Source organism: Aeromicrobium senzhongii (genome assembly GCF_014334735.1).
Taxonomy (GTDB): Bacteria; Actinomycetota; Actinomycetes; order Propionibacteriales; family Nocardioidaceae; genus Aeromicrobium; species Aeromicrobium senzhongii.
Map to the genome: position 1 here is coordinate 1373404 of NZ_CP060587.1, position 18814 is coordinate 1392217.

Here is an 18814-nt window from a genome sequence, read left to right on the forward strand (position 1 = left end):
CCGCGCAGGGCTGCGGCACACTCGTGGGTGATCGCGCCGCCGACCGAAGGACCCGATGTGAGCCAAGCCGCCCCCCAGCTCGACCGCCGTGACGACGTCTTCGTCCTGAACCTCGGTGACGGAGAGAACCGCTTCCACCCCGACTGGATCGCCGCGGTCGATGCCGCCCTCGATGAGGTCGAGCAGGCCGACGGCGCCAAGGCGCTCGTCACCACGGCGACCGGCAAGTTCTTCTCCAACGGCCTCGACCTCGACTGGCTGGGCAGCCATGCCGAGCAGATGGGCGAGTACGTCGCGGCCGTGGAGGGCCTGTTCGCGCGGGTGCTGGCCCTGCCCCTGATCACCGTCGCTGCCGTCCAGGGTCACGCGTTCGCCGCCGGCGCGATGCTGACGCTGGCCCACGACTTCCGGGTGATGCGCGACGACCGCGGCTTCTGGTGCCTGCCCGAGGTCGACATCCACATCCCGTTCACGCCGGGCATGAACGCGCTCATCACGTCGCGCCTCGCGCCGCAGGTCGCCCACGAGTCCATGACGACGGGTCGCCGCTACGGCGGTGCCGATGCGCGTGACCTCGCGATCGTCGACCGGGCGGTCTCGGAAGACGCGGTGCTGCCGACGGCACTCGAGATCGCCACGGCGAACGCCGGCAAGGCCGGCGAGACGCTCGGCACGATCAAGGCCCGCATGTACGAGGAGACGCTGAAGGTCCTGCGCGACCACTGAGCCTCGAGTGATGAGTTCCTGAGCTCCCGACCGTCATACGTGTGACAGGACACGAACCGACGGAAGAGGATGACCATGAGTGTGAACACACGAGTGGGGGAGCGGGGCGACATGACCGGGGTCGAGGAGCCGACGTTCTCCGCGATGACGGAGCCGCACCGGCGCGAGCTGCACGTGCACTGCTACCGGATGCTCGGCTCGTTCGAGGATGCCGAGGACGCGGTGCAGGAGACGTTCCTGCGGGCGTGGCGGCGGCGCGCGACCTTCGAGGGGCGCTCGACGTTCCGGGCGTGGCTCTACAAGATCGCGACGAACACCTGCCTGGACCTGCTGGCGAAGCGACGTCCCGCCCCGGCGACCGGTGGTGAGGTGGTGTGGCTCCAGCCGTACCCGGACCGGTTGCTGGACGAGCTCCGCGCCGACGAGAACGGACCCGAGGCGGCGGCGCTCGCGCGCGAGACCATCGAGCTGGCATACGTCGTCGCGTTGCAGCACCTCGCGCCCCGGCCACGGGCGGCGCTGATCCTGCGCGACGTGATCGGCTGGCCCGCGAAGCAGGTGGCCGAGCTGCTGGGGGACTCGGTGAACTCGGTCAACAGTGCGCTGCAGCGTGGGCGGGCGGCGATGCGCGAGCATCTGCCGGCCGAGCGACAGGACTGGACGGGAGGCGAGGAGGACGTCGCCACCCGTGAGCTGGTGCGGCGCTACACCGAGGCGAGCATCGCCGCCGACATCGACGCGCTCGCCGCGATGCTCAGCGACGACGTCCGCTTCTCCATGCCGCCCACGCCGGGTCTGCACGTCGGCCGCGACACGGTGGTCGCCGACTGGGTGCAGGACGGTTTCGAGACCATGACCGGACTGCGGGTCCTGCCGACCGCGGTGAACCGGCAGCCCGCCCTGGCCGCGTACATCTGGCAGGACGAGGAGCAGGCCTACCTGCCGCTGACGCTGGACGCCCTGCGGATCGAGGGCGGGGAGATCACCGAGATCTTCATCTTCCACGGCGACCGGTTCCCGCAGCTGGGTCTGCCCGACCGGCTGGAGGCGGACGCATGAGCGCCCTGACCGCGGGCCGTCCCCGCCTGGGTCGCGTGGCGGTCATGGGTGTCCTCGCGACGGTCGCCGCCGCGGTGGTCACGACGACGCTCGGAGCCCTGGCGAAGAGGGCCGGTGTCGAGTTCGAGATCCCCGCCGGCGGCGACGCGATCCCCACCGGCGCGTTCGCGACCGTGACGTCGTTCTTCTCCCTGATCGGGGTGGGCGTCGCGCTGGCCGCAGGACGGTGGAGCGATCGTCCCGCGCAGCGCTTCGTGGCGATCACCGTCCCGCTGGCGGTGGCGTCCCTCGTTCCGCCGTTCGTCGTGGGGGCGAGCGCCGAGACTTCCCTCGTGCTCGTCGTGTTGCACCTTGCCGCCGCGGCGGTGGTGATCCCGACGCTCGCCCGCACCCTGCGGGTGTCCAGCGTCAGCCCGCGCGCTGCAGCCAGTCGACGATGAGGCCGCCGACCAGCGTTGACTCACTCGGTCCAGCGCGCAGGCGCGTCGAGGTGCCGGTCGTCCAGGTGACCGTGGGACTTCATGTTGTGGTGCTTGCGGCACAGGCACCGCAGATTGGCTCCGGTGGTTCTGCCGCCGTGGCCGTAGGGGATGTGGTGGTCGAGGTCGGTGTCGTGGACCGGGGCTCGGCATCCGGCGACGCGGCAGCTGCCGTCTCTCCAGCGGAGTGCTTGTCGGAGGGACTCGGGTGGTCGATAGGTGAGGACCTCCGTGTCCAGGACGTGGCCGACCGGATCGAGGACCAACCGCCGGAGGACGGCGTGCTCACTCGCGGCCAGCTCGCGGACCCAGTCGGCCGGGACAGGTTCGCCGTCGAGGGTGACGCCGGGGCCGTTGGTGTGCCCGAGTAGGTCGGTGGCGGCGATGCTGATGGCGATCTCGGCACGGATGTCGGTCGAGGTTCCGGTACTGGACGTGAGCCAGTGGGCGAGGACGTCGGCCTGCTTCTGCTCGCGGGTGCGGTGATCCTTCTCGCCGGTCTCGGGGTCGATGACGGGCAGGGCCCGGGCGGTACGACGCAGCCGGTCGGCGATGACGATCGCGACCCCGGTGGGCAGCAGGGCGTTGAGCCAGCTGGTGCCGTCGTCGTTGTGGGTGATGGTGACGCGCCGGTCCTCGACAGCGCGGGCGGTCTCGGCGTCGGCGACGTCGGGTTCGAGCCGGCGGCGCAGCCGGCGCAACCACGCCCGGAGCTCGGCGATGGTGTGGGCGGCGGCGTAGGCCGGTGCGGTCTGCTCCAACTGGGCCCACGCCTCGGGCGTGACGAGCCGGTCGGCGGTGTCGGCGATCGCGGTGACCCGGACGCCGTCGATGTCCCCGGCGGCGAACGCGCGCCAGATCGCCGGGGTCTTGCGCTGGAGCGTGGCTGCTTCACGCACCATCGCCCAGACCTGGTGCTCGGTCACGTGCAGTGCCTGGGCCAACTCCAGGGTGACCTCGCGCCGAGCGAGCTCCTTGGACAGCACGATGTCGTCGGAGCGATCGATCTCAGCGACGCGCCGGCCGTGGTGCCGCGCGACGAAGTCCCACTCCTCGAACTCCGCGATCGCCCGGGCACGACGGACCGCGTCACCGGTGACCACTGCCTGACTCGAGCTCATGCACCCAACGTAGTGGGCGCCACTGACACTTCCTCGAGGCCCGTGCAGGGAGGCCGCGCATCACCGACGGGACGACCTGCTCTCCATCCCGGAGGAGGTCGCGATGGATGTCAGCACGTTCTACGCGGTGTTCTCCGCGACCTGCTTCGCCCTCGTGGGGCTGTGGTGGGGCGTCACGTTGCGCGACACGCGGTGGGTCGCCGAGCCGGCGCGCCGACGGGCGATCGGCGGGGTCTACCTGGCCTTCCTGCTCCCGGCGCTGATGGGCCTGTTCGCGCAGGTCGGCGGAGTCGAGGAGCCGCTGGTCTGGCGGATCAGCTTCATCATCATCTCGGTGGTCGGGTGCGTGGCCACGATTCGCCTGCTCGCCACCGATGCGAAGCCCGCCGTCACCGGTATCCGTGCCGGGGCCGCCGCCGTCTACGTGCTGGTGGCGCTCCTGGGCGTGTTTCCCGCCTCCTCCGACGTCCTGGACCTGCGGCCCATCCAGGTCGAGGCGCTGCTGCTGGTCGTCCTGGTCGCACTCGGGCATGCGCTCGCCTGGCATTTCGTGGTGCATGACGCGATCGAGGAGGACGCCTAGTCTGTGGCCGTGAGCGAGATTCTGGACGAGGGGCCGTTCTTCCACGGGACGAAAGCAGACCTGCGCGTGGGTGACATCCTCACTGCGGGCTTCCGGTCGAACTACCGGCCCGAGGTGGTCATGAACCACATCTACTTCTCGGCACTGCTGGCCGGCGCGGGTCTCGCGGCCGAGTTGGCGGCGGGCGACGGCGAGCCACGCGTCTACGAGGTCGAGCCGACCGGCGACTTCGAGAACGACCCGAACGTCACCGACAAGAAGTTCCCCGGCAACCCGACGAGGTCCTACCGCAGCACCGAGCCGCTGCGCGTCGTCCGCGAGGTGCTCGACTGGCCGCGGCTGACTCCCGAAGGTCTCCAGGACTGGCGCGACCGAATCGCAGCGCTCCGCGCCGAGGGGACCGACGAGATCATCAACTGAGCGAGCTCGCGGCGAACCAGTCGGCGATCGAGGGCAGGACCAGGTCGAGCCGCCGCAGCATCGCGTCGTGATCGAGCCCGGGCACGACCGCGTACGGAATCCGGCGCGCGTCCAGGTCGCGGCGGAACTCGGCGGGGGACAGGAGTGACGCCACGAGGGTGTCGTCGGCACCCCACCAGGCGTGAAGTGGCCGGCCGAGGTCCGCCAGCGCGGCCAGCGGCAGCCTGGCGACCTCATCCCAGAAGACCTCGGCGGCGATCGGATCGTAGGTGGCCAGCACGTCCGCCCATGCGTCCGGGTCGCGCCGAGCGTCATCGTTGCGTGCGCGAGCCCGCTCGCCCATGCCGGCGAGGTCCGCCGTGAGCGGAAAGCCGCCGCACGCCACCGCCGTGACGCGAAGGCTGTTCAGTGCGAGACGGGCCGCCATCACCCCGTTCATCGAGTAGCCGAACGTGGCGTAGGAGTCGATGCCCACGTGGTCCACGACCCGTTCGACGTCGCCGACGAATCCGTCCATGTCGTACCGACCCGGACGCGAGCTCGGACCGAACCCTCGCGGCGCCACGGTCACCACGCGGAAGCGGTCGGTCAGTGCCGAGAGATCGACCGTGTTCCAGTCGACGTTCAGCCGAGGCACCACGACCGCGGGCCCGTCGCCCGTGGCCGTCCACCAGATCCCGTCGAGTTCCGCCACGCGGCCAGCCTAGGCCGCGAGGAGCGCTGATTACTGTGGACGACGGCCACCCCCGACCACCTCGATCCGGCTCGGCAAGTTTGCTCGGGTGACCGATGTCGTCGAGCGGATCGGTGGCCGCACCCCACCTCGCTCGAGAGCCTGGTCGCCGTTCCGGACTGAGTGGACCGCGCGCCTGAGAGGATGTCGCCGTGCGCGCTCTCGTCCTCGATTCGGTTCGTTCCCAGCCGGAGATCCGTGACGTTCCCGCGCCCGTGGCTCCCGCCGGTGGCGTCGTCGTCCGCGTGGTCGCCACGGGGCTGTGCCGCAGCGACTGGCATGCGTGGGCCGGCCACGACGACGGTGTCGCCTTCCCTCACGTGCCGGGTCACGAGCTGGCCGGAGAGATCAGCGAGGTCGGTGCCGGCGTCACGCAGTGGAAGGTCGGCGACCGGGTCACGGTCCCGTTCGTGGCCGGCTGCGGCACGTGCGAGTGGTGCCTGGCCGGGGACGCGCAGGTGTGCCCGGACCAGGAGCAGCCGGGCTTCACGTACTGGGGCTCGTTCGCCGAGTACGTCGTGGTCCACGCCGCCGACACCAACCTGGTGGCGATCCCCGAGTCGGTCGACTTCGCGACGGCCGCCAGTCTGGGCTGCCGTTTCGCCACCGCGTACCGGGCGCTCGTCGGCCGGGTCCGCGTCGCCGAGGGTGAGTGGGTCACGGTGATCGGCGCCGGGGGAGTGGGACTGAGCTCGGTCATGATCGCCCGCGCTCTGGGTGCCCGGGTGATCGCGGTGGATCGGAACGCCGAGGCACTCGCCGTCGCCGCCGAGCTCGGTGCCGAGCACACGGTCCTGGCCGACGGGCGCGACATCCCCGCAGCGGTCACCGAGCTCACCGGCGGCAGCCACGTCGCCGTGGACGCGGTGGGCAGCGAGCAGACCTGCGCCGACGCGATCCTCAGCCTGCGTCGCCGTGGACGCCTGGCCCAGGTGGGTCTGCTGCCGGCGCTTGACGGGAACCCGCGCGTGCCGATGGGTCGCGTGATCGGCTGGGAGCTGGACGTGCTCGGCAGTCACGGCATGGCCGCGGCGGACTACCCGGGGATGATGGCGCTGATCGAGTCCGGTGCGCTGCGGCCCGACCGTCTGATCGAGCGCACGATCGGGCTCGCCGAGGCGGCGGAGCTGCTGCCGGTCTTCGACGGGGCGACGGTCGCGGGGATGACCATCATCGACCCGCGTCGCTGAGGGAACTAGGTCCGACGAACCCGCCCGAACCCCTCGGATGAGCGGTCCCGGGCGCGGCCCGACCCTGCCTACGGTGATGGGGTCCACGTCTCGGGAACCCCTCTGGAACCGGAGTGTTCGAGATGCGCACCACCTTCAGAACGATCACCGCCATCGGCATCGCAGCCGGCGTGGCCCTGGGGCTGGCTCCCTCGGCGTCAGCCCACGGCAAGCACCGCCCGCCTGCTCCCGTCACCGTCGTCGCCAGCGGCTTGGCCGGTCCCTATCAGGTCTCGTCGTCGGGTCGAGATCTGATCGTCACCGAGGCCGACGCCGGTCGCGTGGTCGCGATCAACCGACACCGGCGCGGCTCCGTGAGGACGCTCGTCAGCGGCCTGGGCGAAGGTGCCGCGGCGGGCGCGGTGCGGATCGGCAACAAGGTGCTCATCGCGACCGCCGAGGCGGGCGGACCTCCGGATGCTCCGCCGCGGCCGCCGTCGCCGTATCCCGGGTCCTCGGTGCTGGTGGCGTCGAAGGGCCGGGTCAGCCAGTTCGCCGACCTGCTCGCGTACGAGCTGAGGAACAACCCCGACGGTCAGACGCAGTTCGGACCCGACGGGGCGCCGCTCGATGCGCTGTCCAACCCGTTCAGCCTGCTCGCCGCCCGGGGCGGGGGAGTCCTGGTGGCCGATGGCGGTGCGAACGTCGTGCTGCGCGTCAGTGCGAGTGGACGGGTGTCGACGTTCTTCGTCCCGCCGGTCGTCACGACCGGTGCGTGCGCGGGCCGGCCGAACAACGACGCCGCCTCGACGGGCTGTGACCCCGTGCCGACGGGCCTGGCGTACGGACCTCGCAACACGCTCTACGTCTCGACGCTCTCGGGTGAGGCACCCGGCCAGGGTCGGGTCTACGTCCTGGACGCGCGTCGAGGCACCGTCAATCGGGTCATCAGCGGCTTCACGTCGCCGACCGGTGTCGCGGTCGCTCCCGACGGAACCGTCTACGTGTCCGAGGCGCTCGAGGGCCAGCCGACATCGGAGCCGGGTCCGGACTTCGATCCCTCGACCGTGGGTCAGGTCGTGAAGGTCAGCCCGCGCGGTCAGCGCACCTACGCGCAGATCACGACGCCGACCGGCATCGTCTGGACGGGTGGGAAGCTCTACTCCACCGCCTGGTCGCTAGGCAGCTTCTTCGGCCAGTTCGGCACCGGCCAGATCGTGGCGCTGAGCCCGCGAGCGTTCCGATGACAGGACCTCACCGACTCAGCGCAGGCGGTCCCAGAGGAAGACGTCCTCGCGTCGGTTGCCGTCACCGCTGACCAGGTCGGTCGCGTAGCTGGTGTAGACGATGTGGCGGCCGTTGCGGGAGGTGCGGGCGTACCAGCCGGACTGCTGGTTGCCCGCCATCCCCGCGGCGCCCGCGCTGATCAGTGACGAGGCGGCGGCGGGCGAGGTGCGGTCCCAGAGGAAGATGTCGCTGGCCCCGTTCTCGTCGCCGGGGGCGATGTCGCTGGCCCAGCTGACGTACGAGACGTAGCGTCCGTCGCCCGAGATGTCGCCATGCCTCGACCGTTCGTCAGCCGCTCCGCCGCCCATCCGCCGGGAGACCAGGACGGCCGCCGTGGAGGGAGCCAGCCGGTCCCACACGAAGACGTCGTGGTGTCCGCCCGTGTGACCTGCTGAGATGTCGTCGGCGCTGCTGCTGAAGGTGATGAAGCGACCGTCGTCGGAGAGCGACTCTGCCGCGGACTCCCCGTCGGGTTGGCCACCCGTGGCGGCCCGCGAGACCAGGATGGGGCGCGTCGTCGCAGCGGACAGGTCGATCACGTAGGCCGAGGGGGTCGAGGAGCTCTCCGTCGCCATGAGGTTGGTCGCCGCCGAGGTGAAGGCGACGAACCGGCCGTTGCCGGAGATCACCGGGTTGACCGAGTCCCCGTCGGCGCTGCCACCGCCCGCCGCGCGCGTCAGCAGGGTGACGCCTTCACCGCGCGTCCACAGGAACGCGTTCGACCGGCTCTGGGTGTCGTCATCGACGAGGTTGGTGGCCGAGGTGCTCCACACGACGCGGTTGCCGTCATCGGAGATGGAGGGCACTCCCGACTCGTGACTCGACGACCAGCCCAGCTGCTTCGAGCTGATCAACTGGGTGGCGTCAGGGTTCTCGCGATCCCACAGGAACACCTGGAAGTGGTCGGGACCGCGGCCACCTGCCGCCATCTCCATGGCTCTCGACCGGTACGCGATCCAGCGTCCGTCCGCCGAGATGGAGGGCGCCTCGGAGCGGCCCGATCCGTATCCCCCGCTCGGGGGACGGCTGACCCGGACGGTGGCGCCTGTCGTGTTGTTGGTCGCGTAGACGTCGCCGGCCGCCTGGGTCGCCCCGGTCACCAGGTTCGAGGAGTCGGACACGTAGGCGGTCCAGGTGCCGTCCGCCGAGACGGCCGGAAATCCTGACCCCCCGTCGGCGCCGGCGCCCGACGGCGACCGGCTGATCAGCGTCGTGCGGGGCTGGGGAGCGGGCGGCTTGGGTGCCGGCGTCGCCTTGGGCCTGGGACGTGCCGTGATGGCGCGGGTCCTGGAGGCCTTGGCCCGCAGTCGGCCGGTCTTCGGAGCGAGGACCCGGAACTTCGTCCGGCCCGCGGCCGTGAGCGTGATCGAGAGCTTGTAGGTGCCCGTGCGCTTGGTGCGCACCGTGCGGACGGTGCGCCACTTCTTGCCGGTCTGCTTCTGGACTCGGACCTTGATGCGCTTCTTGGTGCGAGTGACCTTGCCCGACAACGAGACCTTGCTGCCGACGTAGACGGTGGTCGCCGACGTCTTGAGGCTGACCTTCCGCTGCGGGGCCGCCTCGGCGGGCGCGGAGACGGCGATGAGGCACGTGAGGGCGACGGCGAGCGCGGCGAGGATCGCGATGGAGGGGCGAGGGACGCTGATGGCGCGCGGAGGTCGGGTCACCGGCCAAGGCTAGGGGTCCGATCACCTGCCGTCCGACGTTTGGTACAGCCAGTGGACGATTCTCCCGGATCCATGCCCCGGGACGTAGGAGGCCGAGACTCCCGTCTCCTCGGCGGGAACCGACAGTTGGGAGCCGACGGACCCGACGATGCCGCGGTCGAGGACGTAGGAGCCCTTCGACTCGAGGGCGGGGTTCGCCTCGAGCAGGCCGGCGACGTGCGCCGTCGCGTCGTCCATCGTCACTCCATCGGGCAGGGGGAGCGACGAGGGGGCCAGCTTCTCGGCGACCAGCCTGAGGCCCGTTGCACGCACCACATCGGTCTCGGGCGTGGAACCCGGTCGGTGGTGCCCAGCCACGCCGTTCCGGCGCAGACCGCCGCGAGCCCGCCGGCGAGAACGACGCGACGTGCGCGGTGTGTCGAGTGCAGCGGTCGACGCTCACCTTTCGTGATCGATCTGGCGGTCGCGGCCATGGCGGGACCCGCGGCAGGGGGGGACGTGCACCTCCGGTGACGTCTGGCGCAGCAGGTGGTCGAGGTCGGTACTGGGCATGTGGTGCTCCTTCGGCTGGGGTCCTTCAGGAAGGAAATGTCCAGACGATCGAGAAATGTGACGCCATGCGTCCAGCTCTTTCAGTCGTGCGTGAGGCGCGGCGACCTCGGGCGTGGTCGTCCAGCGATACGACCTCAGACTTTCGGACGGTCCGCTGACGGCGTTCCATCTCTACGCTGAAGGGCGTGAGCAACCTGTTGCGCTCCTTCCTGGGGGAACCCCGGCCTCCGGCCCCGCCGGTGCACCTCTGGCGCGACTGGACGCTGGTGGCGCTCGTGGTGGTCGCTGGGGTGCTGGAGGGCGTCCTGCGCACGGACATGCCGCTACGGGTGCTGTCGGTGATCCTGGTGGTCGCACTGGCGCCGCTGCTGCTGTGGCGACGCACCCATCCGCTCGCCGTGGTGGCGACCGTCTTCGGTGTGATCGCGCTGACCGACATCGCCTTGCTCGTGGCAGGCGCGCGGGCGCTCGACGTGAACACCTTGCTCTTCGTCCTGCTGCTGGCCTACTCCCTGTTCCGCTGGGGCTCAGGGCGCGAGGTCGTGGCGGGGCTGGCGATCATCGCCGTTCCGGCCACCCTGGCCATCGTCGTCAGCTGGACCGGGTTCGCGGAGGCGATCGGCGGGGTCGCCGTCCTGTTCTCCGCGTTCGCCCTGGGCTGGGCCGTGCGTGCCCAGCACGGGGCCCGCGAGCGATGGCTGGAACAGGTGAAGTCGCAGGAGCGGGTCCTGCTGGCGCGGGAGCTGCACGACACGGTGGCCCACCACGTCTCGGCCATCGCCATCCACGCCCAGGCTGGACGAGTCCTCGCGGCGACCAGTCCGTCGGCGTCGCTCGAAGCGCTGGAGGTGATCGAGGTGGAGGCGTCGAGAACCCTGGCCGAGATGCGGACGATGGTCCGCGTGCTGCGCAACGAGGCGCCCGTCGACTACGCGCCGCAACGCGGTGTGGCCGACCTCGAGCTGTTGTCCGGTGCCTCGCCTGCCGGGCCGCGGGTGGAGGTCACGGTCTCGGGCGACCTGGTCGCCCTTCCGGCGGCGATCGACGCCGCGGTCTTCCGGATCGCTCAAGAGGCGGTCACCAACGCCCTGCGGCATGCCCGGAACGCCACGCTGGTCGACGTGCGCGTCGCCGGCGAGCCGACGACGGTCAGCCTCGTCGTGCGCGATGACGGTGACCCGGGAGGACCCGACCCCGCGCCTGATGCGGGGTTCGGGCTCACCGGGATGGTGGAACGCGCGTTGCTCCTGGGCGGCGCCTGCCAGGCCGGACCCTGCCCCGATCGTGGCTGGGTCGTCAGCGCCACCCTGCCGCGGGAGGTGCCGGCGTGAGCATCCGGGTGCTGGTCGCCGACGACCAGGATCTCGTGCGGACCGGACTGCGGCTGATCCTCGGCACCCTGGAGGGCATCGAGGTCGTGGGGGAGGCGCGCGACGGCCAGGAGGCGGTCCGGCTGGCTCGCGAGCTGCGTCCCGACGTGTGCCTGATGGACATCCGGATGCCCGTGCTCGACGGCGTCGAGGCGACCCGCCTCCTGGCCGGGCCGAGCGTCGTGGACCCGGTCGCGGTCGTCGTGATCACCACCTTCGACCTCGACGAGTACGTGCACGGTGCGCTGGCGGCCGGCGCCACAGGGTTCCTGCTGAAGGACGCCGGGCCCGAACTGCTGGGCGAGGCGATCCGGGCGGCCACCCGAGGGGACTCGCTCATCTCGCCGAGCATCACCCGCCGACTGCTGTCGACCTTCGCGCGCACGGGTCGGGCAGCACCTCCCGCGCAGCCTATCGACCCGCTCACCGAACGCGAGGAGCAGGTGCTGCTCACCCTCGCGCGCGGCAGCACCAACGCCGAGATCGCCGCCGAACTGCACATCAGCCTCAGCACCGTGAAGACCCACATCGGCAGCCTCATGGCCAAGCTCGGCGCCCGGAATCGGGTGGAGGTCGCGATGTGGGGGTACGAGACCGGCCGGATCCGGGAGTAGGCGAGACCCGGGGCCCGGCCTCGTACTTTCGGTCAGGACAGGACGGGCCGTCAGACCGATCCGCGACCGCCGCGTTGCCGCGAGCGTGGAACCCATGATCACTGTCGAGTCACTGACCCGGAGGTACGCCGGCTTCACCGCCGTCGACAACGTCTCCTTCACTGCCCAGCCCGGCCGCGTGACCGGATTCCTCGGTCCGAACGGCGCCGGCAAGTCCACCACGATGCGCGTCATGGTCGGACTGACCGCCCCGACGTCCGGCTCGGCCACCATCGACGGGGTCCGGTTCACCGACCTGCCCAACCCCGGGCTCGAGGTCGGCGTCCTCCTCGACGCCTCGGCACAGCACGCCGGCCGTACCGGGCGCGAGATCCTCACCGTGGCCGCCGACACGATGGGGCTGCCCCGAGCCCGCGTCGACGAGATGATCGAGCTGGTGAGCCTGACGCCCACCGAGGCCCGGCGCCGCGTGCGCCACTACTCGCTCGGGATGCGTCAACGCCTCGGCATCGCCACCGCACTGCTCGGGGATCCCCGGGTGCTGATCCTCGACGAGCCCGCCAACGGGCTCGACCCCGCGGGGATCCGGTGGATGCGCGACCTGCTGACGGACTTCGCCGGCCGCGGCGGCACCGTGCTGCTGTCCTCCCACCTGCTCCACGAGATCGAGGTCATCGCCGACGACCTGGTCGTGATCGGCCACGGCAGGATCGTCGCGTCCGGTACGAAGGAGGGACTCCTCGCGGCGGTCGGGACGCTCGCCCGCTCGACCTCGCCCCTCGATCTCGCCCACGCCCTCGAGCAGGCCGGGATCGCCAGCACGCTCGCCGGCGACGGTTCGGTCCGCACGGAAGCCGACCCCGCACGCGTGGGAGCCGTCGCCCTGACCGCCGGCATCGCCCTCACCGAGCTCCGATCGGCCGATGGCGCCGGTCTCGAAGAGATGTTCCTGTCGCTCACCGCCGACACCCAGCGCGAAGGAGTCGCAGCATGACCACCACGATCACCATCCCGATCACTCGGCTCGTCCGAGTCGAGTTGCGCAAGATGTTCGACACCCGCTCGGGGTTCTGGTTGCTCGTCAGCATCGGCGTCCTGGCGGTCGCCTCGACCGTGGCGGTCGTCGTCGTCGCTCCCGACGCCAACATCACCTACTGGAGCTTCGGGACGGCGATCGGCTTCCCGATGTCCGTGATCCTGCCGATCATCGCGATCCTGGCCGTCACGAGCGAGTGGAGCCAGCGCAGTGGGCTCACGACCTTCACCCTGGTCCCGAGTCGCGGGCGCGTGATCGGAGCCAAGGGGATCGCGGCCCTCCTGGTGGGCGTCGGTTCCATGGTGGTCGCCTTCGCGGTGGGCGCCCTCGGGAACCTCGTCGGCCCCGGACTCGCCGGCGTCGACACCGTCTGGGACGTCTCCCTGACCGCCGCGCCCCAGATCGTGCTCGGCAACCTCGTCGGCATGGGCATCGGCTTCACCCTCGGCGTGGTCCTGCGCAACTCCGCGGCCGCGATCGTGGGCTACTTCGTCGTCTCCTTCGTCCTGTCGGGCATCCTCGTCCTCCTGGCGCAGGTGCGCCCGTGGTTCGAGGACCTGCAGCCGTGGGTCGACTGGAACCAGACGCAGGTGGTGCTCTTCGACGGCACCACGAACACCGCTGAGGAGTGGGCGATGCTCGCCTCGACGACGATGATCTGGATCGTCGCGCCCCTCGTCCTCGGACTGCTGTCCCTGCGTCATGGCGAGGTCAAGTGACCGGACTCGCCACCAGCGTGTGGGCATGCCTGTCGTCGAAGCGAAGCTGAGGGTCCCGGTCCAACGGTGCCGTCATCCGTCGTCCTCAGCGGCCGCCGCGGATCGGCCCTAGGCTCGGGAGGCTTGCGTCGACACCACGTCAGCCCCCAACAGTGAAGGAAGCCCATGTGCCGCGTTCTCGCCTATCTCGGGTCCGAAGTTCCGCTTGAGGATCTGCTCATCAAGCCCGAGAACAGCCTGATCAACCAGTCCCTCGACCCGGAGCGCCACCCGCAGCTGCAACTGGCCGGCTGGGGTTTCGGGGCGTGGGGCGAGCACCTGCTCAAGCCGGAGAAGCCCTTCCTCTACCACCGGCCGATGGCGGCCTTCTACGACGACAACGTCGCCGGAATCGTGCCCAGCCTCCAGGTCAGCACGATGCTCGCCCATGTGAGGGCGGCGGACTACAACGCCAAGACGGTGCTGGCCGACGAGAACTGCCACCCGTTCTCCTTCGAGGGGACTCCGTGGATCGTCGCGCAGAACGGCGACGTGCCGAACTGGCAGCTCTTGCAGCGCGAGCTGCTGCAGCACTGCAAGGACGAGTACCTCGAGCAGATGGTGGGCACCACGGACACGGAGTTCCTCTACGTGCTCCTGCTCTCGGTGCTCGAGAGCAACAGCGACGAGGACGTGAAGCGCGCCTTCGAGGAGGTCATCCGACTCCTCGTGCAGGCGATGGAGGATCTCGATCTGCCGGCGCTGGCCAAGCTGAAGATGGCTCTGGTCTCCCCCAACCGGATCATCGGCGTCAACGTCGGAACCGGGCACCAGGGAGAGCCGGATCCAGAAGGTGACTGGCGCGAGCTGCGCAAGTCCGGTCCGGGCACGGACGACTACGCCCTCTCGATGCTCCTGGAGCCGATGTACCTGCTGATGGGTCGCAACTTCGACTACGACGGCCCGACGTACGACTTCGAGGAGACCACCGCCGACGAGGCGACCTCCGTCATCTTCGCCTCCGAGCCGCTGACCGAGAGCACCGAGGACTGGTCGACGTTGGAGTTCGGCGAGATCGTGTTCCTGGAGAGGGACGGCGAGAAGATCACCAAGACCGTCGACAAGCTGAAGGTGTAGACCGCCTCAGGGCTCGAAGTACTCGGACATGACGTCGCCAACCCATTCGGGTTGGCGCACGTCTGTCGGGAGGAACTCGCGCATCACCGGTTTGAGGTCGACGACCGGGGTGCCGGCGACGGCGTCGAGGCCGATCACGGTCAGCTCGCGACCGTCGACCGACTCGATCGCGCAGCAGGTCACCCCGATGCGGTTCGGCCGACGGGGCGCGCGGCCCGCGAAGACGCCGACCGACGGCAGGTCGGTGCGACCGCGGTAGGGCTTCGGCTCGCGGTGGTCGTCGAGCTCCTCGAACTGGTCGAAGACGAAGAGCACCTCGACGTGCGAGAACCCCTCCAGGCCCTGGAGGCACCTGTCGCCGAACCGCTCATCGACGGTGATGGTGCTGCGAACCGCACCCCACTGGTCCGAGTGCTGGACGTCGGTTCGGTCGTTGCGGACCGAGCCGATGGCGGTGATGGTGAAAGGGCCCATACCCACGTTGTAACTGATGACGTGACACCCGCCTATCCCTCGGCCGGGTGCTCCTGGGCCACGTCGAAGTCGGTCAGCCTGACGTCCGGCTGGTCGGGGCCGCTCAACGCCATGATCAGGGGCGCGAAGATCGCGAGACCTGCACTGGGGGATCAGCTCCGACCGGTTGTCTGACCAACACGGTTGCCGTTCGGTCGACGCCGCCTTCACGCGGGAAGGACGCGGCCGCTTGGCCAATACTGGTGCCCGGTTGCTGTCGGTGGCCGCCAGCAGTGCCACCAGATGCCCGCGGGGGTCCCGACTCCTCGGCCCGCTTACGTAAAATCCGGCTAGCGTGGGTTGCGTGAGCGAACTCACCGTGGTTCCGGCCCGCCCTCCGGTTCGGGGGGTGATCATCGTCCTCGACGTGGCGGCCAAGGCGATGCTCCTGCTCCTGCTGATGACCGCGCTCCGGTACCCCGAGCTCGGCCACCTCGAGGGCAAGGGCGCCACCGCGCGGGCGGTCGGCTATCCACTGGCGGCGTTCATCATCCCCGCCGCGTGGTTCCTGATCTGGCGCCGCCGGGTGACGTTTCCGTGGCTCGTGGACCTGCTGGTGACCCTCACCTGCTTCACGGACACGCTGGGCAACCGGATGGATCTCTACGACACGGTCCGACGGTTCGACGACCTGATGCACTTCGTCAACACCGGCGTGCTGACTGCGGCGTTCATCCTCCTCACTCTGCCGCCGCGGGCGACGCGTGCACAGGTGCTCGAGCGCTCCCTGGCCTTCGGGGTGACCGCAGCGCTCGTCTGGGAGATCGCCGAGTACTACGCCTTCCTCAGCACCTCGGGCATCGTCGACCGGTACGCCGACACGCTGGGCGACATGGCGCTCGGTTCGCTCGGCTCGGTGGCCGCTGGGCAGCTCGTGTACTGGGCTTGGCAGCACCACCACCTTCTGACCGCGGGGCCGCAGCCCTTGCCGGCCTACCCGGGGGCCGACGAACGTCCACCGGCCAGTCGGCAGCCGGGGTTCTGAGCAGGAGCGGTCCTGCCAGTCGCCGTCGCCTCGTGTTCGTGCGCTGGGTGGCCGGCGCGGTGCGCGGGTCGTCGGGCCACGTGACCCGTCCGCTGATCATGAAGGCTGGCGTCGTGACCGTCGCTGCTATGGCGCTTTCCCTGGGCCTGACCGGTTGTTCGACGGCCGGCAGCGATGGGGCGAGTGACTGCGACACTCAGGTGAGAGTGGACGGCATCATCTACACCTCCGTCGGCATCGCCGAGCACGCGGCCACGAAGTTCTCGACGGCAGAACTGGCTGACTGCGACGACGTGGGGAGAGGCGCCCGCGGGTCCGTGTTCCCCGAGCACCCACGCCGAATCACCACCGGGAAGCTCACGGGCTACCCACCCAGCGACGTCCTCGGCATCCGCTTCCAGTTGGATGGTCGACGTCGCACGGTTCTTACTCGATTCGGCATTTCTCGACGGCCGCCCGTGGGACGCTCGCCCCATGACGAACGGTCCCCTTCCGCCGGCGGGCTGGTATCCAGATGCGCAGGGCGAGCTGCGTTACTGGGACGGTGCGGCGTGGACCGACCACACGGCGAGCAACTACCCGCACGCGCAGGATGCTGACCAGCCGACGCCCACCGGTCTCGCAGCCGGGAAGTCCTCGGCGAGTGCGAAGGTTCCGTGGACACGTCGGTGGCAGGTCTGGGTGGTGGGCGGCTGCGCTGCACTCCTGGGGGTCGGGGCCCTCGGAAATGCCGCCACCCCGGACACCGCCGACGACCCCAAGCCGCAGTCCGTCCAGGCAACCGAATCTGCTCCGACGGCGGAGCAGACCACGCCCAGCCCTGAACCGTCTCCCACGCCCACCGAGGAACCAACAGAAGAACCCGTTGTCCTTCTGATCATGAAGGACCAGAAGGACGGCGATTCCTGGGTGGGATCAGATGGCAAGGAGTACCGCCTGGGGCTCGTCAACACACCGGAGCGGAACGAGAAGTGCGGCCCTGAGGCGACCGCTTTCACGCGCAAATTCCTCAGCGACGGCTTCACGGTCGATGCGTACGCGACCGACACGTACGGTCGCGCGGTCGCCGAGGTGTTCGATCCGAAGGGCAGGTCGCTCAACGTCGAGCTCGCCAAGAGCGGGCTCGGCGACGGCCGCTACCTCGATCAGTTCCGTCATGAGAACCCGGACCTGGGTCGTCGTCTCGACCGTGCCTTGGCGTCGGCCGCCAAGCCGGACTGCCGGAAGTCTGCGGCACCGGTCCCTCTCGTCAAGAAGCCCCGCAAGACCAAGGCTCCAGCGAAGGACTGCATGGCCGGGTACGAACCATGCTTGCCGATCGTTGACGACCTCGACTGTGGCGAGATCGGCCACTCGGTCGCCGTGACCGGCAGCGACCCGTACCGGCTGGACCGGGACGGCGACGGCACTGGGTGCGACTGAACACCCGGAGTGACGTAACCTCAGGCCGTTCGGTCACCTCGGTAGATGTTGCTCTCATGAACTGCCCAGGCCGTCCCGTCAGCGGCGACGATGTAGTCCTTGGTCGCCGAGACGAATCGGCGGGCCTGACGTCGAGTGAGTGGCAGGCCGGTCGCGCTCCTGGCCGAAGCGACGACTGCGTTCCGCTCCGACCTGGTTTCGCGCCGGTGGCGCCAGATCAGGACCGACGTCGCAACCATCCCGATCGCCGCGACCACGGTGGCGACGAGCGTCACGATCTGCCCCCGCGACGACCAGCCATTGTCGCGGGCGACCGAAGTCACGAGGAGCATCAGGATTCCGACACCGCAGCAGAACGCACTGGCCGACCACCACGACCACACCTGGGGCGGAGCGGTCGGTGGCATGGGCGCGATGACCTCGCCGGTCGGGGCCAGCGCGAACGACCTGTAGTCGCTTCGAATGTGGAGGGTCCCGTCCCCGTCGATCTCAAATTCGGTTCCTCGTTCGAGATCGAAATGGATGTCTCCGGCGTCTGCAGCGGCGCCTGCGCCCAAGAACATGACCCAAGTGTCCACGGCCAGGACCGTTGTGTCCCGAACACCGCTCGGCGGCACGCGGGTGAGGGCGTGCCCTCAACCCGGCGGAATGGGCCCCGGGCGCCCATCGCGTGTCCGACACCTAGGGCGACGTGGTCACGGAGCTGCCGCGTGAAGGAGCCGTGCGAGGAGTTCTGCCAAGGGCGCCATCGCCGCCTCGAAGGGAACGCCCTCCAGCTCCTCGGCTCTCGACGCATCCTCCTCGAGTCGGAGTGCACGGAAGGTGTCCGGTAGAGAAATGCCCTCGAAGTCGACCTCCACGCCGCGACCGTGTCCGACTGCAAGGTCAATGCAGGCGCCGGTGTCGCGTGGCTGATCGTTCGACTGGGGCAGGCCCGGGAACCGATCGCTCAGGTCGTCGTGGCCCGCACAGTAGATGACATGGGTATCGGAGGCTTGCCCGGGGGCGAAGCCCACCGGGACTAGAAGCGGGTCGAGTGCGGCCAAGACCGATCGCGCGAAGTCCATGCCCGAATCGTCGCCTCAATGACCAGTCTGCGGTGCCATTCGAAGAAATCCGAGCCTTGCTCAATTTCAGTCCTCACCGTCGTGTGGGGCTTCACCGATTCCCTTGTCATCGGGACCGTGGTGCAGACCACCGTGGGTGGGGTCGTCGTCTGTCAGCACGTGCGCGGTGCCGGTGC

The 18814-nt window shown here is 69.8% G+C and carries 21 protein-coding genes and 1 pseudogene; 15 read left to right on the forward strand and 7 right to left on the reverse strand.

Features of this window, described 5'->3' with window-relative positions; all coding sequences use genetic code 11:
* The first annotated feature begins 57 nt into the window (after window positions 1–57).
* The 3 genes from H9L21_RS06925 (at window position 58) to H9L21_RS06935 (ending at window position 2225) form a co-directional block, all read left to right on the forward strand.
* Window positions 58–726, forward strand: coding sequence for an enoyl-CoA hydratase-related protein (locus H9L21_RS06925; protein ID WP_187411884.1), 669 nt, complete (start codon window positions 58–60; stop codon window positions 724–726).
* A 75-nt stretch (window positions 727–801) separates the two neighbouring features.
* Window positions 802–1785: an RNA polymerase subunit sigma-70 gene (locus H9L21_RS06930; protein WP_154595134.1), complete on the forward strand. Its 984-nt coding sequence runs from the start codon at window positions 802–804 to the stop codon at window positions 1783–1785.
* Entirely contained in the window at window positions 1782–2225 is a 444-nt protein-coding gene (locus tag H9L21_RS06935) for a DUF6069 family protein (protein ID WP_154595133.1), read from the forward strand. Before H9L21_RS06930 ends, H9L21_RS06935 begins: the two co-directional genes overlap by 4 nt.
* Before the next feature lie 20 nt (window positions 2226–2245).
* Here H9L21_RS06935 and H9L21_RS06940 read toward each other — a convergent pair whose 3' ends face one another.
* Window positions 2246–3385, reverse strand: coding sequence for an HNH endonuclease signature motif containing protein (locus tag H9L21_RS06940; RefSeq protein WP_154595132.1), 1140 nt, complete (start codon window positions 3383–3385; stop codon window positions 2246–2248).
* A 103-nt stretch (window positions 3386–3488) separates the two neighbouring features.
* Between H9L21_RS06940 and H9L21_RS06945 the strand changes: the two genes are divergently transcribed.
* Both H9L21_RS06945 and arr read left to right on the forward strand, forming a co-directional pair.
* Window positions 3489–3968 carry a hypothetical protein gene (locus H9L21_RS06945; RefSeq protein ID WP_154595131.1) on the forward strand — a complete coding sequence of 160 codons (480 nt, stop codon included), beginning with the start codon at window positions 3489–3491 and terminating at the stop codon, window positions 3966–3968.
* Window positions 3969–3971: 3 nt separating this feature from the next.
* Window positions 3972–4388, forward strand: a complete 417-nt coding sequence (gene arr / locus H9L21_RS06950) for an NAD(+)--rifampin ADP-ribosyltransferase (RefSeq protein WP_369412450.1) — start codon at window positions 3972–3974, stop codon at window positions 4386–4388.
* On the opposite strand, the gene H9L21_RS06955 is transcribed toward arr, so the two are convergent.
* Window positions 4381–5082 carry an alpha/beta fold hydrolase gene (locus H9L21_RS06955; RefSeq protein WP_154595130.1) on the reverse strand — a complete coding sequence of 234 codons (702 nt, stop codon included), beginning with the start codon at window positions 5080–5082 and terminating at the stop codon, window positions 4381–4383. The two genes, arr and H9L21_RS06955, sit on opposite strands and share 8 nt — an antisense overlap.
* Before the next feature lie 191 nt (window positions 5083–5273).
* Here H9L21_RS06955 and H9L21_RS06960 point away from each other — a divergent pair, with 191 nt between their 5' ends.
* Together H9L21_RS06960 and H9L21_RS06965 are read left to right on the forward strand one after the other, a co-directional pair.
* Complete coding sequence (locus H9L21_RS06960) at window positions 5274–6311, forward strand: alcohol dehydrogenase catalytic domain-containing protein (protein WP_187411886.1); 1038 nt, start codon at window positions 5274–5276, stop codon at window positions 6309–6311.
* Between the two features lie 122 nt (window positions 6312–6433).
* The gene (locus H9L21_RS06965; RefSeq protein WP_154595129.1) at window positions 6434–7537 is read left to right on the forward strand and encodes a ScyD/ScyE family protein; all 1104 of its coding nucleotides are present in this window, start codon (window positions 6434–6436) and stop codon (window positions 7535–7537) included.
* A gap of 15 nt (window positions 7538–7552) precedes the next feature.
* Here the strand turns inward: H9L21_RS06965 and H9L21_RS06970 are convergent, their stop codons facing one another.
* Together H9L21_RS06970 and H9L21_RS06975 are read right to left on the reverse strand one after the other, a co-directional pair.
* Window positions 7553–9244 carry a TolB-like translocation protein gene (locus tag H9L21_RS06970; protein ID WP_154595128.1) on the reverse strand — a complete coding sequence of 564 codons (1692 nt, stop codon included), beginning with the start codon at window positions 9242–9244 and terminating at the stop codon, window positions 7553–7555.
* Between the two features lie 21 nt (window positions 9245–9265).
* Window positions 9266–9481, reverse strand: coding sequence for a hypothetical protein (locus tag H9L21_RS06975; protein ID WP_154595127.1), 216 nt, complete (start codon window positions 9479–9481; stop codon window positions 9266–9268).
* 500 nt (window positions 9482–9981) lie between these two features.
* Here H9L21_RS06975 and H9L21_RS06980 point away from each other — a divergent pair, with 500 nt between their 5' ends.
* The 5 genes from H9L21_RS06980 to H9L21_RS07000 all read left to right on the forward strand — a co-directional run bounded on the left by H9L21_RS06980 (window position 9982) and on the right by H9L21_RS07000 (window position 14651).
* Window positions 9982–11127 carry a sensor histidine kinase gene (locus H9L21_RS06980; protein WP_187411887.1) on the forward strand — a complete coding sequence of 382 codons (1146 nt, stop codon included), beginning with the start codon at window positions 9982–9984 and terminating at the stop codon, window positions 11125–11127.
* A complete protein-coding gene (locus H9L21_RS06985; protein ID WP_187411888.1) occupies window positions 11124–11780 on the forward strand; it encodes a response regulator in 657 nt (218 codons plus the stop codon). Before H9L21_RS06980 ends, H9L21_RS06985 begins: the two co-directional genes overlap by 4 nt.
* 94 nt (window positions 11781–11874) lie before the next feature.
* Window positions 11875–12774 carry an ABC transporter ATP-binding protein gene (locus H9L21_RS06990; RefSeq protein WP_154595124.1) on the forward strand — a complete coding sequence of 300 codons (900 nt, stop codon included), beginning with the start codon at window positions 11875–11877 and terminating at the stop codon, window positions 12772–12774.
* Window positions 12771–13535 (forward strand): ABC transporter permease, encoded by a 765-nt coding sequence (locus H9L21_RS06995; protein ID WP_154595123.1) that lies wholly within the window; start codon window positions 12771–12773, stop codon window positions 13533–13535. The genes H9L21_RS06990 and H9L21_RS06995 overlap by 4 nt, the downstream gene beginning before the upstream one ends.
* Before the next feature lie 165 nt (window positions 13536–13700).
* Window positions 13701–14651, forward strand: coding sequence for a class II glutamine amidotransferase (locus H9L21_RS07000; protein ID WP_154595122.1), 951 nt, complete (start codon window positions 13701–13703; stop codon window positions 14649–14651).
* Between the two features lie 6 nt (window positions 14652–14657).
* On the opposite strand, the gene H9L21_RS07005 is transcribed toward H9L21_RS07000, so the two are convergent.
* A complete protein-coding gene (locus H9L21_RS07005) occupies window positions 14658–15125 on the reverse strand; it encodes an SAM-dependent methyltransferase (RefSeq protein ID WP_154595121.1) in 468 nt (155 codons plus the stop codon).
* Between the two features lie 343 nt (window positions 15126–15468).
* On the opposite strand from H9L21_RS07005, the gene H9L21_RS07010 reads away from it, so the two are divergent.
* The 3 genes and pseudogenes from H9L21_RS07010 (at window position 15469) to H9L21_RS07015 (ending at window position 17571) form a co-directional block, all read left to right on the forward strand.
* Window positions 15469–16149 carry a DUF2238 domain-containing protein gene (locus H9L21_RS07010; RefSeq protein WP_154595120.1) on the forward strand — a complete coding sequence of 227 codons (681 nt, stop codon included), beginning with the start codon at window positions 15469–15471 and terminating at the stop codon, window positions 16147–16149.
* A 128-nt stretch (window positions 16150–16277) separates the two neighbouring features.
* Window positions 16278–16550 (forward strand): annotated as a pseudogene (locus H9L21_RS15600) (DUF6281 family protein); the annotation flags it as partial.
* 73 nt (window positions 16551–16623) lie between these two features.
* Complete coding sequence (locus H9L21_RS07015) at window positions 16624–17571, forward strand: DUF2510 domain-containing protein (protein WP_187411889.1); 948 nt, start codon at window positions 16624–16626, stop codon at window positions 17569–17571.
* A gap of 20 nt (window positions 17572–17591) precedes the next feature.
* Here the strand turns inward: H9L21_RS07015 and H9L21_RS07020 are convergent, their stop codons facing one another.
* The gene (locus H9L21_RS07020) at window positions 17592–18149 is read right to left on the reverse strand and encodes a hypothetical protein (RefSeq protein ID WP_154595118.1); all 558 of its coding nucleotides are present in this window, start codon (window positions 18147–18149) and stop codon (window positions 17592–17594) included.
* Window positions 18150–18266: 117 nt separating this feature from the next.
* Complete coding sequence (locus H9L21_RS07025; RefSeq protein ID WP_154595117.1) at window positions 18267–18638, reverse strand: hypothetical protein; 372 nt, start codon at window positions 18636–18638, stop codon at window positions 18267–18269.
* Window positions 18639–18814 lie beyond the last annotated feature (176 nt).